This is a genomic window from Paraburkholderia sp. (assembly GCF_024281035.1).
Lineage (GTDB): Bacteria > Pseudomonadota > Gammaproteobacteria > Burkholderiales > Burkholderiaceae > Paraburkholderia.
The window spans coordinates 84,898-104,141 of record NZ_JAMXLH010000014.1; the positions used below are offsets into that span (position 1 = coordinate 84,898).

The following is a 19,244-nucleotide window of genomic DNA, read 5'->3' on the forward strand; positions in this document are numbered from 1 at the left end:
CGATTTCGCTGAACGCCTCGATCGGTTTTTCGGGTGAAGCGGACAGGATCGAATCGCTTTCAGGGTTTTACGCCCGGACTGCGCTCAGACTGCCTTCGAGCCGGTAGAAGTCGAGCGACGGCGCGGTGAAGAACGATCGCGACGTGCCGGCCGCGAAGTCATCGATATGCACGACGGTCGCCCGGTTGGCTTCCTGCCACGAGATCGCGTAGATCTCGCCGGCGACGTGCTGCCACGTATAGGCGACTTCGCCCTTTGCGCCCGCGAAGTCGCCTTCGGTGATCTCGTAGCGCATGTGGACGCCGTCCTCGGCATAGGCGTTGATCGCCGTGAGGCCGTCGTAGCGCACTTCAAAGGACTTGCCTGCGAACGGCGGGCGTTGCCGGGTCGGGTGGTTCGATGCGTTCATGCGGGTGATCTCCTGCTGACTGGGAAAAGGATTTACTGAGCGCGGTTCACTGAGCGACTTCCACGGTTTCGGCCGTGCGCTCGGGCAAACCATCGCGCTGATCGAGGCGGCCGCTCAGCGCAGTGAGTGCGAATGCGCCGAGCGTCACGGCGGCGGCGATCCACGGGGTATGGCCGATGCCGAGGTGCGCAACGATCAGCCCGCCGAGCGACGAACCGCCCGCCACGCCGAGATTGAATGCGGCGATGTTGAAGCCCGATGCGACGTCGGCGGCCTCGGGGGCGAAATGGCGCGCCTGCTTGACGACGTACACCTGCAGCGCGGGCACGTTACCGAACGCAACGGCGCCCCAGCAGAGCATGGTGATCACAGCGAGCCACCGGTTATGTACCGTGAAAGTCAGGGCGAACAGCACGGCGGCGAGCAGCAGGAAGATGAGTTTGAGCGCCCGCACCGGGCCCGCGCGGTCGGCGAGTTTGCCGCCCCACATGTTGCCGACTGCAACGGACACGCCATAGGCGACCAGCACGATGCTGACCTCGGAGGGCGTGAAGCCCGCAATCTGTTCGAGCAGCGGCGCCATGAACGTGAACGCGATGAGCGAGCCGCCGTAACCCACCGCAGTCATGGCATAAACGAGCGCGAGACGCGGCTCGCCGAGCACGCGGAACTGCTGGAACAGTCCTGCGGGACGCGTATGCGCGAGTTGTCGCGGCACGAAGGCGACGGCGCCGGCAAACGCGATCAAACCGAAGCAGGCGACGATGAGGAACGTGGCGCGCCAGCCGAAGTGCTGACCGATCAAGGTGCCAAGCGGAATACCCGCGACGAAGGCGACCGTCATGCCGCTGAACATGGTTGCGATTGCACTGGCCGCTTTGTCCCGCGGCACGAGCGTCGTGGCGATGACCGAGCCCACGGAGAAAAAGACGCCATGTGCGAGGCCGGTCAGGATGCGGGCCACGATCAACGACTCGTAACTCGGTGCGCGCCAGGCGACGAGATTGCCGACGGTGAAGAGCGCCATCAGTCCGGCGAGCAGCAGCTTGCGCGGCACGCGCCCGGTCAGCGCCGTGAGCACGGGTGCGGCGAGCGCGACGCTGAGCGCGTACAGGCTCACGAGCAGACCGGCAGAGGGCAGGCTGACACCGAGATCGGACGAAATCGTCGGTATCAGACCCACGATGACGAACTCGGTCGTGCCGATGGCAAAAGCGCTTATGGTGAGCGCGAGGAGGGCGAGAGGCATGACGTGCTGTCCTGGCTTCGATGAAGACGGGACGGAGTGTGCGCCCTTTACTTTTGCCGAAAAAGTCGCTTATAAAGGAAATTGTTTTGATTTGAAATCAAAAATGAAGATCACACTGGACGAGCTGCAGGCGTTTGTGAGCGTTGTCGATACCGGCTCCATTACGGCAGCCGCGCAGCAACTCGGTCTGACCATCTCCGCGACGAGCCGCACGTTGGGAAGGCTGGAGGACAAGCTCAAGACCACGCTGCTGCGCCGGACGACACGGCGTCTGGAGTTGACGGAGGAAGGGCGCGCGTTTCTTGGCGACGCGCGCGCGATCATCGCATCGGTGGAAGGCGCGGAGGAGCAGATGGCCACGCGTCGCGAGCGGCCATCGGGGCGGCTGCGCGTGGATGCTGCCACGCCGTTCATGCTGCATGTGATCGTGCCGCTCGTGCAGGGCTATCGCGAGCGCTTTCCGCAAGTCGAACTGGAACTCAACAGCAACGAAGGGATCATCGATCTGCTTGAGCGGCGCACCGATGTCGCCGTGCGGATAGGCCGGCTGAAGGACTCCACGCTGCACGGCAAGCCGATAGGCCGCAGCCGTCTGCGTATTCTCGCGAGCCCCGCGTATCTGGAAGCCCATGGTCATCCGAAGCGCGTGGAAGACCTCGCGAAGCACACGCTGCTGGGATTCAATCAGCCTGAGGCGCTCAACGTCTGGCCGATCGCGGGGCCGGACAATGAGTCGTATCGCATCGCCCCGGCCATCTGGTCATCGAGTGGAGAGACGTTGCGGCAGCTCGCGCTGGCGGGCGCCGGCATCGTCTGCCTGTCCGACTTCATGACGGCGCGCGATCGCCGCGATGGCGCGCTTGTGCAGCTTTTTGCCCGCCAGACACAGGATGTGCGGCAGCCAATCAACGCGGTCTATTATCGGAACACCGCGATTTCCACGCGGATTGCATCCTTTGTCGATTATCTGCGCGAAGCGGTGCGCGGGACGGAATTCGAACAGTAAATTTACAGTCGAATTACTGTTTATTTACAGTTGCGCTCACTTTTTTATTGAATTGACGCTGTGTCAGCCACCTGCCTTTCAAACGGGGCAGGTGGCTTTATTTTGTTGCAGCCTTGAGCCACTCCCTCTATCTCAGTGCGATGGCCATTCCGGTTGCAGCCATTGCGCGTCGATGCGAAATCTAAACCTGCGGGAGCATGGCCTGGCTCGCTTTACGCTGCGTTCAGGCTTTCGCGGCTTGCTCTTTTGCGAGCAGACGTTGAGCCTGCAGGTCGCCGCGTCCAGCTTCCTGCGCGGTTTGCACCGAGGTTTCCGCTGCTTCAGCGCGCGCAGCGAGCAGGGCTTGTGCTGCGGCACTGATCTTGACCGTATACGAAGCTTGCGGCGCCGGCGACTGTGCCGACGACGTCGCGCTGCCCGTCTTCGCGGCCGATGCAGGCTGCGCAGACTTTGCAGCCTGTTGTGCCTGCGTGCTCACACCCGTTGCAACCGAACTGATCTGCTGGTTATTGACTGCTTGTACTGACACGATGTTTTCTCCTAGTGAGACGTCGTCATACGACGACATTACGTATAACGGACACCTCTAACGTATTCTTAATATCTATATTTTCTGTAACAACGCCGTTTCTTAAGCATCCGTTAAGTAATCGCTTTTATTGGCTCTGCGCCCGGCATCCAGGTCATGCTGGATGCACTCAAGCTTCCGCGATTATCGAATGGCGAGCGTAATATTCAGAATGGCAAACGTAATATAAATCCGGGCGATTCGAACGATTCGAATCACCCGGATCACGTCCGCTCAGTCCGCGACGCGTGCGGCGCTGCTGAGCACGGCCTGCGAGATCCGGAAACCCGCCACCGCATCCTTCATCTGCCGGGTTTGCTGATGCAGCGACATCGCGGCCGCCGCGGCTTCCTCGACCAGCGCCGCGTTCTGCTGGGTCATCTGGTCCATCTGTGCAATCGCCTGATTGACCTGCTCGATGCCGGTGCTCTGTTCGCGCGACGAGTCGCTGATGTCGCCGATCATCTGCGCGAGCCGCGAGATCGATTCGGACACTTCGCGCATCGCGTCGCCCGCATGTTCGACGCGTTCCGAGCCGCCGCGCACCTGGTCGACCGAATCGTCGATCAACGCCTTGATCTCCTTGGCGGCGTTTGCGCTGCGCTGCGCGAGCGCGCGTACTTCCCCCGCGACCACCGCGAAGCCGCGGCCCTGGTCGCCTGCGCGCGCGGCTTCGACCGCCGCGTTCAGCGCGAGGATGTTGGTCTGGAACGCGATGCCGTCGATCAGGCCGATGATTTCGGCGATCTTGTTCGAGCTTCGCGCGATCGCCTGCATCCGCTCGACGACGTCGTTGACCACGGCGCTGCCGCGCGAGGTCGCGTCGAGTGCGCCGTTCGCGAGTTCGCGAGCCTCGCCTGCATGCTGCGCGTTGCGGCGCACGGTGCCCGTCATCTCGGCCATGCTCGCGGTCGTCTGTTCGAGCGATGCGGCCTGGTTTTCGGTGCGCGCGGATAGATCGGCATTGCCGGTCGCGATCTCGTCCGCGCCGATGTGGATCGAATCGGCCGATTCGCGTACCGTCTGCACGGTGCGTGCGACGCTGCTTTGCATGTGTGCGAGACCGCGCATCAGACGGCCGATTTCGCTCGCGCCGTGTGCGACGACCGGCTCGTCCAGATGTCCGCGCGCGATGCGTTCGAAGTGGCGGCCCGCTTCCTCGAGCGGCGCGACGACGCCGCGCTTGAGCGTCAGGTACACGCTGGCCGCGAGCACGACCAGCACGACCAGGATGGCGATGCCAACGCCGCGAAAGACTGCGAGACGGCTGTCGATCGAATCGAGCGATGCGCGGCTCGCGGCCGTGCTGAACTGCACGAACGTGTGCAGGTCGTTCAGGTACGCGTCCTGAAACGACTGGGTGGGCTGGTCGAGGAACGCCTGAATATTGTTGGCGTCGAGATACTGGGTCAGTTCGACGAGCGCGTCGTGATAGGCGCGATAGGTCTTTGCGATCGCATCCATGCGCGCGCGGTTCTCGTCGTTGACGGGCGGCGTGTTCGCGAACTTCGCGAACGATTGATCGGCGAGCTGCAATTGCTCGCGCGCGTGATTGACGATGTCGGCAGGCTCGGTGCCGCCGCGCACCATCCGCGTGCCCGCGCGCGACGTGTTGATGCGCGCGTCCATGAGGTGCTGGGTCGTTTCGTTAATCGCGGTTTCCTGGCGGAGCGCGACGCGCGTCAGATCGCCGACGTCGTCGTGCGTGCGCACGAGCGACCAGAAACCCAGGCCGGCGGTGACCAGTTGCAATATGCAGAAAGCGGCGAGCACGCACAGCATGCCGACGGCCACTTGGATTTTGCTGAACATTACGAATACCTGACTGAAGGAGGTGCGGGGGGAGCGAACGGGGCAATGGAGACGATGTGTCTACCCGTCGTTTACGGCGCTGGAAGCCAGGGCTTGAGGCTGGGCGGGTGCGAATTGCGACGCGACCATTCAAACATTTGGGGCGTCGCTTATTTCCTGAGCTGTCATTTACGGCAAATCAACCACTGCTATCTGGCCGGAGCACATGCGGCCGATTCGCGTAGCGGTGGAATCGTTGCCTGCTGCAACGTCTGGATCGCACCGTCCGTGATGAATGGCACGATGCCGTCGGCGGAAATGCGCGCGGCAGTTTCGCGCGCGCATGCGGCGTCGTCCGGCGCGCAATAGTCGATTGAAATCACCGGCAGGCCATAACGCTCTTTCACCGTATGCGCCATGGCCAGCAGCCAGTCTCTGTCCGCCTGGGGCACATCGACATAGCGCGTATGCGCCTGGTCCCAGCCGCGATAGAGCGATTCGAACGCAACGGCGCTCACGTCGTCGTGTATCTGAGGCAGTAATTCGAAGCCGCGATTGAGGATCAACTTTGCCGCAGGGTGGCTCTTCCTGATCGCATGGATGACGCGCACGATTCCTTCGCGCTGGCGTTCGCGTTCGGCTTCGGTCGACGTCACGAGCTGATACGAATCGAGCGTGTCGAGAAAGAAGCCGCGATAGCCGCGCGCCCATAGCGGATCGATGACGTGGCGCACGAAGAACGCTGGCCAGCCTGCACGGCTTTGATCGACCACGTGCGACGCCCAGTTCTGGTTGCGGCCTTTGAGCCAGTCTTTCGGCAATTGCGCGAAGTACGGCCGCTGCGGGGTCATCTCGCCGACGCTCGCATAGGCAAACCACTGCGTGCAGGGCAGCGGATGCTCGCCCGGCTGGAATCCGCTGTCCGGCTCGAGGACCGCGATGTCGTAGTGGGCGAGCAGCGCGGTGGGCGGCGTCGTGCCGTAGTAGAACGCCACGCGCAGATCGGGCGCGGGTGTGTCGCCGCCGGTGCCCGCGTGCGCGGCGGAAGCCATGCCACATGCGTACAGCACGGCGGAGATCAACCGCGCGCCGCGCGAGAGAAGGCGTCGTGCGGACCGCCGGTTTTGAGCCTTGTCGAGGCCGTTATTCATGTGAACAGGCCCTTGCATACCGGCATTCCGGCTTGAATGATGTTTGCCTGCTGAACGTTCATTGGAGCATGTACGTTTCGTATTCGAGGGTGGCGAACCTGGCGTCGAGCGAGCGTATGGCGAGGATCGTCGCGATCAGCAGCGCCGCCGCGAACCCGTAACCATACGCGGCTGGCCCGAGCCGGATCGACACCACCGTCAAGACCGCATTGAGCACGATGAAGAAGGTGGCGAGCCGCAGCACGTCGCGGCGCGTGTCGAGATAGAACATGACGTTGAAGAGGCCGAGCAACAGCACCTGCAGGCTCGCGGCGATGACGTCGACGAGCAGCAGCGGCAGGTACAGCGACGAGATGTGCAGCGCGCCGAGGAGCACCGCGCCGAACGCGAGCATCAGCAGGACCACGACGATCTGGACCTTGACGATTTCGGCGAGACCGGTGCGCACGCTGCGCACCATCATGTCGCGCATCGCGTTGATGCGCTGCAGGGTGGCGCCGGTGCGCACCGCGTCGTAGAACGCGTCGTAGTAACCGGCGAAGTCGGCTTCGATGCGCACGAGGAACGCCGCCATGGCCGGCATGACGCACACGTAAGCAAGAAACACGGGAATGTCGTAGATGACCGATGCGTGGAACCAGCCCACCACGCGCGTGCCCGTGACGTCCGAGAACCAGAAGACGAACTTGTCGATCCACACGCCGAGATTGAACATCAGTCCGACCCAGGCGAGGCTCGGATAGATGAGCCGCCGGTCGAACACTTCGAACGAAATGTAGCGCGAACCCGGATACTGGCGATGCACGATCGTCGAAAGGCACAGGAACAGCAATGCGTGGCCCGCGACGAAACCGCCGAGCAAGCCGGTCAGCCCGTAATGGTTCAGTCCGAGCGCAAGACCGACCACGGCGCTGTAGCCGATTGCGAACGACCACAGCACCTGCCGGTACTGCTTGATGCTCGAGAGGAAGATCACGGCGATCCAGATATTGCTCGCAATCACGAAGCCCGCGATCATCAGCAGCCGGTAGGCGAGCGGCGTTGCGTCGAAGCCCACGCTCATCGCGAGGATGCCGATCGTGCCCGACACCGCCGAGCAGACAAGCTGGATCGCGCGGTAATTCGGCAGCACGAGGTCGTCGCGGTGCTCGTAGAGCCGGTCCGAGACGAAGCGCGTGAACGACAGTTGCAGCGGTCCCGTTACGATCAGGCTGAACGCGATCATGTAGGTCACCGACACCTGAAACTGTGTGATGAGCACAGTCGGTATCACGACGGCAAAACTCAGCGTGCCGATGATCAGAATGCCGAAGCACGAGAGGATCATCGGCCCCGAGCTGATGAGGCCCGCGTAGAGATAGGCACGCGCGACGCCGGTCAGCGTTTCGCGGGCCATCAGCTTGCGCAGTTCGAATCCGATACCGGCCATTAGCGACTCCGGTTGAAGAACGCACGCAGCGCGGCAAGCGCGCCGCCGCGCGTCGTTGCGTGTGCAAGGGTTTGCGTTTTCGCGTGGAACGGGCAGCCGTGCGCGGCGTGGCCCGGCTGCGACGCCGCCGCGCCCGCCGCAGGTCCATCGTGCCCGCGCTCCGGTTGCGCGCTGGCGCGCGCGTAGATGGATTCGTAACGCTCGATCATCTGGCTGCGCCGGTAATAACGTTGCGCACGCGCCATTCCGGCACGTTGTGCCGCAAGCCAGCGTGGTTCGTCGGTCAGCAGGTCGATGGCCGCGCTCGCGAGCCCGGCGGGATTGGCGATCTGCACGACCGCTCCGGCTGAGCCGAGCGCACGATCTTCCGGCTGCGCGCCTTCGATCAGCTCGCGGCATGCGCCGACGTCGGTCGTGATCGCCGGTATGCCGGCGGCGAAGCCTTCCAGCACGACGAGGGGCAGGGCTTCGCTGATCGAACTGAGCGCGAGCACGTCGATCTCGGGCAGCACTTCGTCGATGCGCCGGAAGCCGAGGAACTTCAGGTTGCGTTCCAGCCCGAGGCTTTGCGCGAGCGCGTGGCATTCGTGCGCGTAGGCCGGATCTTCATCCTCGGGGCCGACGATCCAGCCTTCGATGTCGGGCATCGTGCGCGCGGCGATAAAAATGGCGCGGATAAACGTCTTGATGTCCTTGATCGGCACGACCCGGCCAATCAGCGCGACCACGCGCCGCGTGCGCGCCGCGCGCCGTTCGACGAGCGGCATCAGCGCATCGACGTCGATGCCGTTCGGGATCGTGCGGGTCAGCGCGGCACGCGCGCCGTCGGCGATCTGGCGCTGGCGGTTGCCCTCGTACAGCGCGACGATCTCGTCGGCGGCGTCATAGGCCAGCCGACCAAGCGCTTCGAAAAAGCGCAGCCACAGGTCGCGGAAATAGCTCACGTCCGACATGTCGCGCTCGAACACGCCGCGGTTGTCGCGAATCCAGCGGCTTTGCAGCAGGTCGATCTTGCGTTCCTTCGTATAGATGCCGTGCTCGCTGACGACGAGCGGGCGACCGGTGCGGTGATGCAGCAGCGCGCCGAGATAGCCCGCATAGCCCGTCGATATCGTGTGGTAGACCCTGGCCTGCACGGTCTGGGCCGCCACGTTGGCGAGCTGCCAGAGCGGCTGGTGCATGTTGCGCACGGTCCAGAAGTAGTCGGTAAACGACGGGTCGGTGCAGCGTTCGCGATACTCCTGCTCGATGTACTCCCACGATTCGCGGCTGTGCAGAAACTGGTCGGCGTCGAGCTTTCCGCCGTGCGCGAGCATCGAGATCAGTTCCACCATCATGGCGCTGATCTCCGGCTGCCGGTCGCGCTCGCGCAGCAGTTCATGGAACGTGGCGGAGAGCGCGAAGGCTTCGCGGTCGCCGCGCACCTTGCGGCGATGCTGCTTCGGCTCGACCGGCGCGGCGCCGTAGAGAAAGTGCTCTTCGAAGTGCACGACGTTGTCGGGCAACGGATAGGCGGACTTCGGATAGTCTTCCTTGCGTCCGCCGATGAAGACGATGCCGAATTGCCGCTGCGGATAGGCGCGGATCATGTCGTTGACCCAGCTCGATACGCCGCCGCGCACGTAGGGAAACGTGCCTTCGAGCAGCAGGCAGATATCGGTTTGCGCGGCGCGGCGATAGAGCGATGGGTTCATCGTGTCCAGTAATCGATCACGGGTTTGAGCGCCGGGGTGCTGGCGTGCCGCGCAAGTTCGCCGACGATTGCAGCGGCTTCGGCGTGATGTCCTTGCCGGAAAGCTGCTTCGGCGAGCCACGGCAGCAGTCGCTCGCGCGGAAAGTTGAGCTCGCGTGCGCGCTCGAGGAGCGGTGCGGCTTCGTCGGCACGGTCGCGCGCGAGCGCGAGGCGCGCAAGCAGCAGGCAGAGCGCGGCGTCGCGCTCGCCGTTCGCGAGCGATTGCGCCGCGCGCGCATGCTTTTCGGCTTCGGCGATGGCGTGGCGGTAGACATCGCCTTGCGCGAGCCGCTGATAGACCAGTTCGAAATGCAGTTCGGCGAGCCTGCGGTGCAGTGCCTGCTGTTCCGCTTCGGTGCTCTCGTGCTCGAGCGCGTCGCGGCACGCGAAGATCTGGTTCACGATCTCGTTCTCGGCCTGGTCGAGCATGCCGTAGGCGAGCAGGCGCAGATCGTCGACCGGGTCGGCGAGCAGATTGCGCAGCAGCGTGCCGGTGGTCCGGGTCGGCAATTGCTGGATCGAAACGAGTGCGGCGAGGCGGTCGTCCGTCGCGCCATGCCGGTTCGTGAGACGCGCCTGCACGCGCGCGCCCGCGGCGTGCGAGACGCGCGAGACGAGGTGCGAGACGAACTCGGGCCGCCCCACGAGGTCGAGCGCACGCGATGGCCGCACGATCGCCAGCCATGAGCCGGCGTAGCTCGCGACCACTTCGAGCAGCCCGCCCACGCCGGGCATGAAAAACGACAGCACCCAGAGATGGAGGAGCGCGCCGCGCCGCGGCTCGCGCTTCGCGGCGGGCAGCATGCGGCGCAACACGACGGCCTCGGCGGCGGCGGCCGGCGCCTGGAGCAGCAAAAAGCACGCGAGCGCGCCGATTCCGGCCGGCGGGTGCAACGCGCCCCACACGGCCAGGCCTTGCAGCAGCGCGGCAACCGGCATGGCGAGGAGGAGCGCGAGCGCGTTACGCATGGCCCATCGCCCGTTGCAGCAGTTCGGCGAGATTCGTGTTCCCCGACGCGCCCGTCACGAACAACGTGTGCACGCCGATGTGCGCGCGTTCGAAATCGGTGTCGAACTGGTTGCGCAGGTTCGACTCGATGCGGGTGAGGTAGCCGGACACGCCCGTCGCATCGGCCAGCGGCATCAAGTTCAGAAGCACGGAACGCTGCGGCGTTTGCAGCGTCCAGGCGAGATCCGCCGAGCGTCCGCGGCGCAGGACGTGTTCGAACAGCGAGTCGCGCGCTTCGTCGCGCGGGAAGGCGAGGGCGACCACCGACGACGCGACGCCGCTGCGCTGATGCAGCCGCACGAGACGGCCGTATTCGAGGCCGAAGTCGGTCGGGCAGCCTGGCACGGCCTCGATGAGTTCGCGTGTCGCGCGGGCGTATTCGAGCCCGTCGCCGTAGTAGCCGAGCAGGACGAAGAGCAACTGGAGGTTGTCGTGATTGAGCGACAGGAACGGCATGCGCTGCACGACGAGCAGCGCGCGCGTCTCGCCGGTGGCCGAGATGAGCGGCGCGCAGGCGATATACCGGCTGTCGCGCACCGCGCCGTCCGCCGACTTGAGGTGGGCGAGCTGCCCGGTGGAAAGGGCGAGTGCGGGCAGCGGGTCGGCGGCGTCCAGATCGAAGGGCTCGCCCGCTGTTGCGAGCGGCGTGAGCCCGAGCTTGCCGTTGTGCACGGGGTAAAGCGCCGCGACCTCGATCTGGCAGGACCGGGCGATGAATTCGACGAGCCGCGCCGTGCCCGGCAACGCTGCCCTGGCTGCCGTATCGGGTTCGCTCCTGGCCGCGTCGGCGGCATTGCCCGCCGCGAGCTGGCGCAGTTCGTGGATCGAGTCGCGCAGCGTGGTTGGACGCGTGAGCAGGTCGCGTTCGAGCCGCTCGTGCGAGAGCCGCAGCAGGTAATGGTTATCGGTGAGCGCCGTGAGCCGCTCGTTCAGATAGTCGTTGACCGCATTGGCGCGGTCGGCGCGCACGTTCCAGGTGTCGGCGAAGTGTCCGGTGAGGATCACGAGGACCCCGCCGCCGACAAAGAATGGCGTAGGCCACGGCGTCCCGGCCGGGTACGCGAACACCCAGGTCAGCGCGAACAACAGCGCCGAGGTGAGCCCGGGCGCGACGCCGTAGCGCAGCGCGACGAGCGTCGGAATGAGCCACAGCCAGGGAAAACCGCTGTTGAGCACAAGCGGGTCGGCGCGATTGACGAGCCAGGAAAGCACGAGCGGCACGATCGTGACGACTGCGGTCTCGACCCACGCGAAGCGCCGCCGCGCGACCGGCGCGAGCAGGCTGCGCAGCCGGCCGGGGTTGCCGTGGGAGCGCTCGTACAGGTGCCGCCGGCCGGCGGGTTTGCGCGTGGCCTGTTCGCCGGGGCTAACGGTCTGCGTGTCCATCTGCGTCTCGATCTGCGTCTCGGATTGGGCGGTAGCGGGCGCGTTCAGCCATGCGCGGCGAGCGGCGCGAGCAGCTTGCCGACGAGGCTCTGCGCCGTGCCGCCAAGCGCCGAGCGGCTCCAGCCGCTGCGCGAACCCGTTGCGCTCCAGACCACACGCCCCGAGGGCAACTCGCGCAGTTCGAACGACAGGGCGACGACAGGTTCGCCATCCACGCCGACCTTGTAGCGCCACTCTTCCACGGCGCCGCTCAGGACGAATTTTGCGTGGTGCGCGCGGGCCCATTCGAGGCCCTGCTCGATGCCAGGCTGCGCGGTGGTGTCGAAGGCCGCGCCGTTGTCGGCGGCGGGCATGGCCGCCACGCTCGCGAAGCCGTGCTTGCGCAGCGTGTTCGCCGCGATGGCCTGGGCGGCGCGCCCGGCATCGGGCGTCTCCGTGAAATTCGCCAGCGGCAGCACGGCGACGCTGTCCGGCGCGGCGATTGCCGGCGCGGGCGTCGAGTCGACGCTCGCACACGCGGCGAGCCCCAGCATGCATGCAGCGGCCAGCGCGTGCGCCCAGTTCCTGCGGATGCGTGCGATTGCATTCATGTGCGTTCTTCCTTTTCGATTCGTCAGTTGTCTATTGTCGGTTGTCTTTTGGGTCATACCGGCGGCCTGCGCCATTCCGCTTCAATTCGCGCTTCAAATCGCGCTTCAATACAGCCAGCGATAGCGCGCGCCGATCATCGTGACGGCCGTTCCGTTCTGGGCGACCTGCTCGCGCTGGAAATAGAGCGCGGCCTGGTCGCCGCCGAACACCGATCCCGCGATGCCGAGATTGGCGTCCACGCCCCATCCCTGTACGGTGTCGTGCACGATGCCGACGTCCAGATACGGTCGCCACGCGTGCGTGTAGCGCTCGGCCAGGTCGTTGCCGAAGCCCGCGTAGAGGCCGAACTGCGTGTAGCTGTTCGGCATGAACGCCGTGACGCCGGGCCCGGCGGCGCCGGCCGGCACGAGCCGCGCAAGCAGGGCATCCGGACGGCCGCTGTCGTTGTAGCTGCCGTGCGCGCCGACCAGGCGCAGCGTGTAGTCCGGATAATCGGTGCGGATCTTGTAGTCGACTTCCGCCTGCTGAACGATGCCCGTGCCGACGAAGTTGCGCGCCTGGCTGTAGAAGCGGTCGGCTTCGACGTTCGCGTTGAACGACCAGCGCGAATCGATCTGCCACGCGAAACCGGCCGTCACCAGATCCTTCATGCCGCCGACCAGGAGCGTCTGCACCTCGTCGGCTTGCGCGTTGCGCGCGATCGAGCCCGTGAGCGTGAGCGACGACGCCTTGCCCACCGTTCCGTCGAGCCGGAACGTATAGAACGAGTCGAGTCCGTCGCGCCGCCCGAAGGCCGCATTCACGGTTGCGTCGCGTGTTTGCCGGCGCAGATAGAACGCTGCCGCGCGGTCCACGCCTTCGACATTGATGAGCTGCGTCTCGTCGGCGCTGTGCTGGAAACGCTGGCGCGCGGTGAGGCCGATCAGGTAATGGTCGCTCAGCTTGAGGCTTGCCGCGATGGTCTGCTGCACGTAGTCGAGCGGGTGCTCGACATAGCTTTCGACGGACGCGCCGATCGACTGGTCCCAGAAGAGCGACGTGTCGACGAGGCGCGTATGCAACTCGTTGTCGTCCGGCGCGCCGTCGAGACCGGCGAACGCGTGCGCTTGCGCGGCGCCCTCGCGGTCGGCGAGGCGCTCGGCGTCGATGCGCGAATAGAGCGACAGCGCCGCACCGCGCGTGTCGAGAATCTCGGTGACCTGCCGGGTGTCTTCTTCGGCCAGTGCGATCGTGAGCCGCTCGTTGCGGTCGGCGGCGAGATCGGCTGCGTAGCGGCGCGCGAGCCAGCGCCTGGCCACCTCGTTGCGCTCGCCCGAGAGCGCCCACGCGACGGCGACGTCGCGCGCCACCGCGTGGCGCAGCCGCCGGTACTGCGCGTCGCGCTCGTTCGGCGCGGGCAGCGGCGCAACACCTTCGGCATTGCCGAGCAGGCTGGCCGCCGAGGGATCGTCGGGTGCTTTCGCGGCGGGCGTCGAAAGGGCGTCGAGCAGCCGCGCGGCGGCGTCGCCGTTGGTGAATTCCTGCGCGAGCAGCGCGCGGCGCGCCTGGAGTTGCTGGCGCGCTTCCCATTCGTTGCGCGCGGGCGTCGTGAGGCGCTTCGCCGGCTTCCCCTCGCCTGGTTTCCCTGCGTCTGGTTTCTCGGCACTGTGCGTCTCGTGCAGCAGCGCGAGCCAGACGCGCCGACGCACCGCCCACGCCTGCTCCGTGTGCCCGGCCATATCCTGCGCGTCCGCATACGTGAGCAGCCACAGCGGATCGTTCTGGTTCGAGGCGGCCTGGCGGCGCAGATAGCGCAAGGCGGCTTCCGGCCGGTTCAGTTGCATTTCCCCGGCGGCATAGGGACCCCAGAGCGATTCGTCCTCGAGCGAGCGATCGCGCCAGCGCTCGAGCGCCGCGCGCACTTCGTCCACGCTGCCCGCGTCCACCGCCATCCACAGGTACGCCGCGCGCGTATCGTTGCTCGCGCCCGGCATCGCCACCGCGCGGCGCAGGTCGGCGAGCGCCGCGCCGGTGTCGCTGAGCTGGCGCTCATACTCCGCGCGCGCGGCGAGGAATTCCGGGTTGCGTTCGGCAGCCGCGCGTTGCGCGGGTGTGAGCGAGGCGAGCAGCGCGCCCGCCTCATCGAGCGCGTGCGCGGCAACGAAATACGTGAGCGCGTCGTGCAGCGCCTGGACGTCGCCCGTCGAGCGGAAGTTGCGCGTCGCCGTGCGCGCGGCATCGATCGGATACGGGTAGTAGAAAAAGGTCATCGCCGCGAAATCGTCGGCGGTGGTGCCGGGGCTCAGCAGCAGATGCCGGTAGGCGATGTTGGCATCCGCGTCGTCCTCCAGCAGCCGCGCGAGCTGGGCGTAGGTGCGCCAGTAGAGCGCGTCGCCATCGCCCTCCGGCAGCTGCACGCGCTTGAGTGCGGCGAGCGCGCCCGCGTAGTCGCCGCGCTGATACAGCAGGTTCGCGCTGCGCTCGGCGTACTCGATGCTGTGCGGCACGGCCTGCTGCAGCGCCTCGTAGGTCGTGAGCGCGGTGTCGAAGTGACCGCTGCGCTGTGACAGCCACGCGTAGCGGCGCTCGATGTCCTCCGTGCGTGCGCCGTGCGCGCGGGCTTTCAGGAAGGCGAGCCCGTCCTCGGGGCGGCCGAGCCGTTCATACGCGGCGATCACGCCGTCGACCAGCGACAAGTTGGCGGGCTCCGCGTCCGACGCACGCACGAGCGACTGCACGTAGGCTTCGTCGTCGTGCAGCATCGGCGCCATGCGCTGGACGTTGCGCCAGCCATCGGGGTCGTCGGTTGCCTTGGCGTACGCGAGCCACGATTGCATCGCCGCCATCGGCTCGTTGTGCCATTCCTGGACCTGCGCGAGGCGCTTGCGCCACTCGGGCTCGCTGCCTGCGCGCGCGACCTGCTTTGCCGCGACGGTCTCCGCGTCTGCCAGATCGTTCGCTTCGAGAAAGGATTGATAGAGCGTGAGGGCGAGCTTGTCGTCCTGCAACGGTTTATCGACGGTTGCGGGCGCAGATGCCGCTATCCGCACGAGCCGTGGCCGTTGCGCCGCCGCGTAATCGATTCCGACGATGCCGCCCGCTGCGCGGTGCGCAGGCGCGGACACAAAGCGGTCGATGCCGGGCAGCCGCAGCCAGACTGCATGCGCTGCGTGCGGTGCTTGTGGTGTGCCGGGGCGGGTGGACGCAGGGTGTGCGGTTGCCGTGACGGTTGGCATCGCGGCGGCGTGCGCGGCGGCGTGTGCGGCGACGAGCCGTATCGCGCCCGCCTCGGGCGTCCGCTGCACGACGAACGGCAGGAGTGCGCGCGCGTAGCGTTCGACCAGTTCGGGGCGATTGGCCGCGCGCGCGAGTTCGAGCATGACTTCGAGCGTGGCGCGGTCTTTTGCGAGTGCACCGATGTGCGCGTCGCCCTGCGCCAGCGCGTCGTCGAGCAGACTGCCTGCCTGGAGTGCGCGCACGGCGGCAATGAAATCGCGGCGTGCTTCGTCTGTGGTCGACGCCATGGCCTGGGCGGTGAAGAAAGCCGATGCCGACTCGCGGTACGCGCCGGTCGCGAGATCGTAGCGTGCCGCCTCGCGTTGCCAGTGCAGTTTGCGCGCGGGGTCGGCCGCGACGAGCCGTTCGTCGTAGCGCGCAGCGGTGGCCGGTGCGTTTACGGCGAGCGCCTGGGTCGCGAGCCATTGCAGCTGGTCTGCACTCCACGCTTCCGGAACCATGGCTTTGAGCAGCGCCTGCGCATGGGCGATATAGACCTCGCGGTCGGACGAATGGGGCTCCGCCGCGAAGGCACGCGTGAGGTCGCAGCGCAGCAGCAGGTCGTCGGCTTCGCGGCGCTCGTCGGGCGTGCCGAGCGCGGCGAGCCGCGTGGCGACCTGCTGGGCGTCGTCGAGCCGGCCAAATCCGAGGTACTGGGTGCCGAGCGCCTTCAGATACGTCGAGTCCTTGGGCGCGCTGCGCAGCCACGCTTCCAGGTAGGCCGTATTCAGCGCGTTCGGCGTGTTGTCCCCGAGCACGCGCGTGCGTAGATGCGCCGCGTTGTAGGTACCGGCGAACGTCGCCACGAGCGCGATCGTGGCGCCCGCGAGCATGGAGGTCGTGGCGATGCGGGGCCGGTCATTGGCCACAGGCGACCTCGACGGGCTGGTACGTCACCCGCACGCCGGGGACTGCCGGCGTGACGATGCGCAGCGTGTCGCCCTGGCGTTGCGTGGCGAGCGCGCGGCCACCGCTACTCGCACGGCACTGTGCCGCGTGCGCGATGGCGACGAACGGCTGGTAGTAGCCGCCGAATTCGAAGCGCAGCCCGTGCGCGGTGCGCGTGAAGTTGCGCACGAAACCATTGGCCTGAGCGATGTACGGGAGTGCGCCGTTCGGATCGGACCGGACGAGCGAGAAACGCGCGCTGCCGCCGTCGATATGGATATAGGTGCCGTCCGGGCCCGGCGCGTAACCGGTGACGCCCGTGGCATCGGTCATGCGCGGCACGTCGCTTGCGGCCCAGTGCAACTCGCGCACGTGACCGTTGCCGCGCACGAGCCATGCGTCGCCTTCGCGCGCGACCGCGAAGGTATGCCAGTCGAGCACCTTGCGCTCGTAATCGGCGATCTGCACGGGCAGCACCGGCTGCGCGAGCACGGTGCTGAAGATCGTGTCGAGTGCGCGCAACGACGCGAGCTTGGTGCCGCTGTACATGTGGTAATAGACGTCGATCGGCTTGAAGCGCAATGGCCGGTCGGTCATGTCGAAGGTTTGCAGCACCTGGGTGAAGCCGTAGAACGGGCCTTGCCAGTCGTTCGTGTAGACGTTTTCGTCCTGGTTCGGCGCGAGCACCTGGTACGCGCCGGGACCCTTGTCGATGCTGATGGGCGCGATGTTCGTCCAGCTGTTGTTGTTGCGCGTGATGACCGTGTCGCCGCCGTTGATGTTGAATACGCCCGCATCGTAGGTGCGCTTCACGGCAACGGCTGGCGGCATGCAGTCGCCGGACCATTGAAGAACGTCCACCATCTTGCCGGGCGGCGCAAGACGCGTGTTGATGTACTTGATCGAACCGAAGATCTCGCGGTCGAGATTGAAGCGATAGCCTGGAATGTTCAGCGAGAACGCAGCGTCGGAGCCGCCGCGGTCGGTTTGCCCGCCGCTCTTGCCGTCGACTTCCTCCCAGATGAACGGGTGCGAGTACGTGTGCGTGCCGATCTCGACGTACGGCAGCGCGAACATCTTGCGCGCGATGGCTTCGAGACGCGGCGAAATCGCGGGATACAGGCCGTCGGGGCCGACTTCGCCTTCGATGACCGACAGCGTCGTCGGGATCGGATAGCGGGTCCAGATGCGCTGATAAAGCGCCTCGCCCGAATAGTCCGGGCCGGGAAATTCGGCGCGCGAGGCAAAGCCGTCGCCGTCCACGTGGCTCATGAAAAGACGCCGTCCGTTTTCGGTCGTGACGCTCGGGCCCGGCAGCGCGGCAAGCCGCAACGCCGACTTCAGGAAGTCGATCGGCTGGATCACCCAGCGCTCCTGGTTGATGCCGTTCAGCGAGATCTCGGTGTACTGGTTCAGCGCGAAACCGCCCCACGGCATCACGCCCGCGGCGTCCACGCGCGTACCATTTGCGTCGATGGCGAGCAGCGAGCGGCCCGCGCCGGTCACGCGCACGTTGGGCAGATCGCGCGGATCGGGGGCCGGCATCGCTTCGAAGCCGATCATGGGGTCGCGCGTGACGATCGACAGCGGCCCCTTGAGCGGACCGCTCACGGCGGCGAGTCCTGGAAGCACGCCCGAATCGCCAGCCGCGAAACCGAACTGGCCGAGAAAGGCGATCGGCACGTGCGCGCCGCCGACCTGCCGGAGCCAGCGTCGCCACGCCATCTGGTTGTCGACGTCGCCGTGCTGGATCCATACCACCACGCCCGCATATTGGTCGGGCGTGACGTTCGCCGGCAGCGCGCCGGTGATGTCCACATACTGGGCTTCGTATCCGAGGTAGTTGAGCGGCGTGGCGAGCACGCGCACGCCCGGCGTGGAGTCGATCTGCTCGTCGGCTTCACGGTCCTGCACGACCAGCACCTTGCGCGGCATCACCTCGACGCGGCCGATGCCGACGACGTCCTGCTCAGCAGCGGTTACGTAGGGATCGAGCCCTGCCGACAGCACTTGCTGTGCAGTGCGGCGCGCGCACGCGCGGTCAGTCGCCGGGCAGTATTCGAGCGAGACGACCGGAATGCCGGTCTCGTGCGTGAACGCCTGCGCCGCTTGAAGCGCACCTGGCGCAGCGCCGGGCTGTGGAACGGGCTGTGTGGGGGCCGGTGCCGCGTCGTCGGTCTGCGGTTCGGTGAAAAACGGGCCGGACAGCACGGCGTAGATGTCCCTGGCGTGCGCGCGAGCCGTGTTCAATGCGTCGTCGCCCGCGAGCACGATCGCGGCGTCCGGATATGCTGCGCGAATTGCGCCGAGGGCATCGCGAGCCGCAGGCGTATCGAGCACGAAGCCGTGAAAGCCGCGTCTCCAGAGCGGAGCAATTTCCTGCTCCATGAAACTGGCTACCGGTTCACCGGGTTGCGCCGTCGTGCGCGCGACGTAAATCGTATGTGCAAGCGGATGCGAGGCTGGATCGAACGCGCGTGCCGGATCGAGCACGACGGCGTCGAACGCCTGGAGCAGATCCATCGGCGGATTGTCGGCGTCGAAAGTGGCGAGATTGACGTGGCGCGGCCCGGTCGTTGCGGCGGCAATCGTCATCGCTGCGTCGGCTGGCGTTGCACAGGCGACATGCGAATACGCACTGACCGCGATGCAGGCGGCCAGCGTGCGCATTAGTTTGAAACACCCCGTCGAACGTAAAGCCTCTCGCGTGGAGAGCGCCATCTTATGTGCAAGACTTGCCAACTTCCGTACCCGGATAAATTGAATCGTCGGAAACCAGA

13 protein-coding genes are annotated in these 19,244 nt (G+C 66.2%); 1 reads left to right on the forward strand and 12 read right to left on the reverse strand.

From position 1 onward, the window contains the following. Positions 1-67 precede the first annotated feature (67 nt). Positions 68-409 carry an adenylate cyclase gene (locus tag Q0L30_RS03215; RefSeq protein WP_296651063.1) on the reverse strand — a complete coding sequence of 114 codons (342 nt, stop codon included), beginning with the start codon at positions 407-409 and terminating at the stop codon, positions 68-70. 46 nt (positions 410-455) lie between these two features. Continuing rightward, positions 456-1,658, reverse strand: a complete 1,203-nt coding sequence (locus tag Q0L30_RS03220) for an MFS transporter (protein ID WP_296651067.1) — start codon at positions 1,656-1,658, stop codon at positions 456-458. A 103-nt stretch (positions 1,659-1,761) separates the two neighbouring features. On the opposite strand from Q0L30_RS03220, the gene Q0L30_RS03225 reads away from it, so the two are divergent. Beyond that, positions 1,762-2,664: a LysR family transcriptional regulator gene (locus Q0L30_RS03225; protein WP_296651070.1), complete on the forward strand. Its 903-nt coding sequence runs from the start codon at positions 1,762-1,764 to the stop codon at positions 2,662-2,664. Between the two features lie 223 nt (positions 2,665-2,887). Here the strand turns inward: Q0L30_RS03225 and Q0L30_RS03230 are convergent, their stop codons facing one another. The 10 genes from Q0L30_RS03230 to Q0L30_RS03275 form a co-directional block, all read right to left on the reverse strand. Next, entirely contained in the window at positions 2,888-3,193 is a 306-nt protein-coding gene (locus Q0L30_RS03230; protein WP_296651073.1) for a hypothetical protein, read from the reverse strand. Positions 3,194-3,466: 273 nt separating this feature from the next. Then, positions 3,467-5,044, reverse strand: coding sequence for a methyl-accepting chemotaxis protein (locus Q0L30_RS03235; RefSeq protein WP_296651075.1), 1,578 nt, complete (start codon positions 5,042-5,044; stop codon positions 3,467-3,469). Between the two features lie 188 nt (positions 5,045-5,232). After that, positions 5,233-6,192, reverse strand: coding sequence for an endo alpha-1,4 polygalactosaminidase (locus tag Q0L30_RS03240; protein ID WP_296651078.1), 960 nt, complete (start codon positions 6,190-6,192; stop codon positions 5,233-5,235). A 40-nt stretch (positions 6,193-6,232) separates the two neighbouring features. Beyond that, the gene (pelG, locus tag Q0L30_RS03245) at positions 6,233-7,603 is read right to left on the reverse strand and encodes an exopolysaccharide Pel transporter PelG (RefSeq protein WP_296651080.1); all 1,371 of its coding nucleotides are present in this window, start codon (positions 7,601-7,603) and stop codon (positions 6,233-6,235) included. Beyond that, entirely contained in the window at positions 7,603-9,297 is a 1,695-nt protein-coding gene (gene pelF, locus Q0L30_RS03250) for a GT4 family glycosyltransferase PelF (protein WP_296651082.1), read from the reverse strand. Before pelF ends, pelG begins: the two co-directional genes overlap by 1 nt. Continuing rightward, positions 9,294-10,304: a hypothetical protein gene (locus tag Q0L30_RS03255; protein ID WP_296651085.1), complete on the reverse strand. Its 1,011-nt coding sequence runs from the start codon at positions 10,302-10,304 to the stop codon at positions 9,294-9,296. The genes pelF and Q0L30_RS03255 overlap by 4 nt, the downstream gene beginning before the upstream one ends. Next, complete coding sequence (locus tag Q0L30_RS03260) at positions 10,297-11,730, reverse strand: PelD GGDEF domain-containing protein (protein ID WP_296651088.1); 1,434 nt, start codon at positions 11,728-11,730, stop codon at positions 10,297-10,299. Before Q0L30_RS03260 ends, Q0L30_RS03255 begins: the two co-directional genes overlap by 8 nt. A gap of 44 nt (positions 11,731-11,774) precedes the next feature. Beyond that, positions 11,775-12,320: a penicillin-binding protein activator LpoB gene (locus Q0L30_RS03265; RefSeq protein ID WP_296651090.1), complete on the reverse strand. Its 546-nt coding sequence runs from the start codon at positions 12,318-12,320 to the stop codon at positions 11,775-11,777. 105 nt (positions 12,321-12,425) lie between these two features. Continuing rightward, on the reverse strand, positions 12,426-16,445 hold the full coding sequence (locus tag Q0L30_RS03270) for a tetratricopeptide repeat protein (protein ID WP_296651092.1): 4,020 nt from the start codon (positions 16,443-16,445) through the stop codon (positions 12,426-12,428). Beyond that, on the reverse strand, positions 16,435-19,134 hold the full coding sequence (locus Q0L30_RS03275; RefSeq protein WP_296651095.1) for a sugar ABC transporter: 2,700 nt from the start codon (positions 19,132-19,134) through the stop codon (positions 16,435-16,437). Before Q0L30_RS03275 ends, Q0L30_RS03270 begins: the two co-directional genes overlap by 11 nt. Positions 19,135-19,244: the final 110 nt, after the last annotated feature.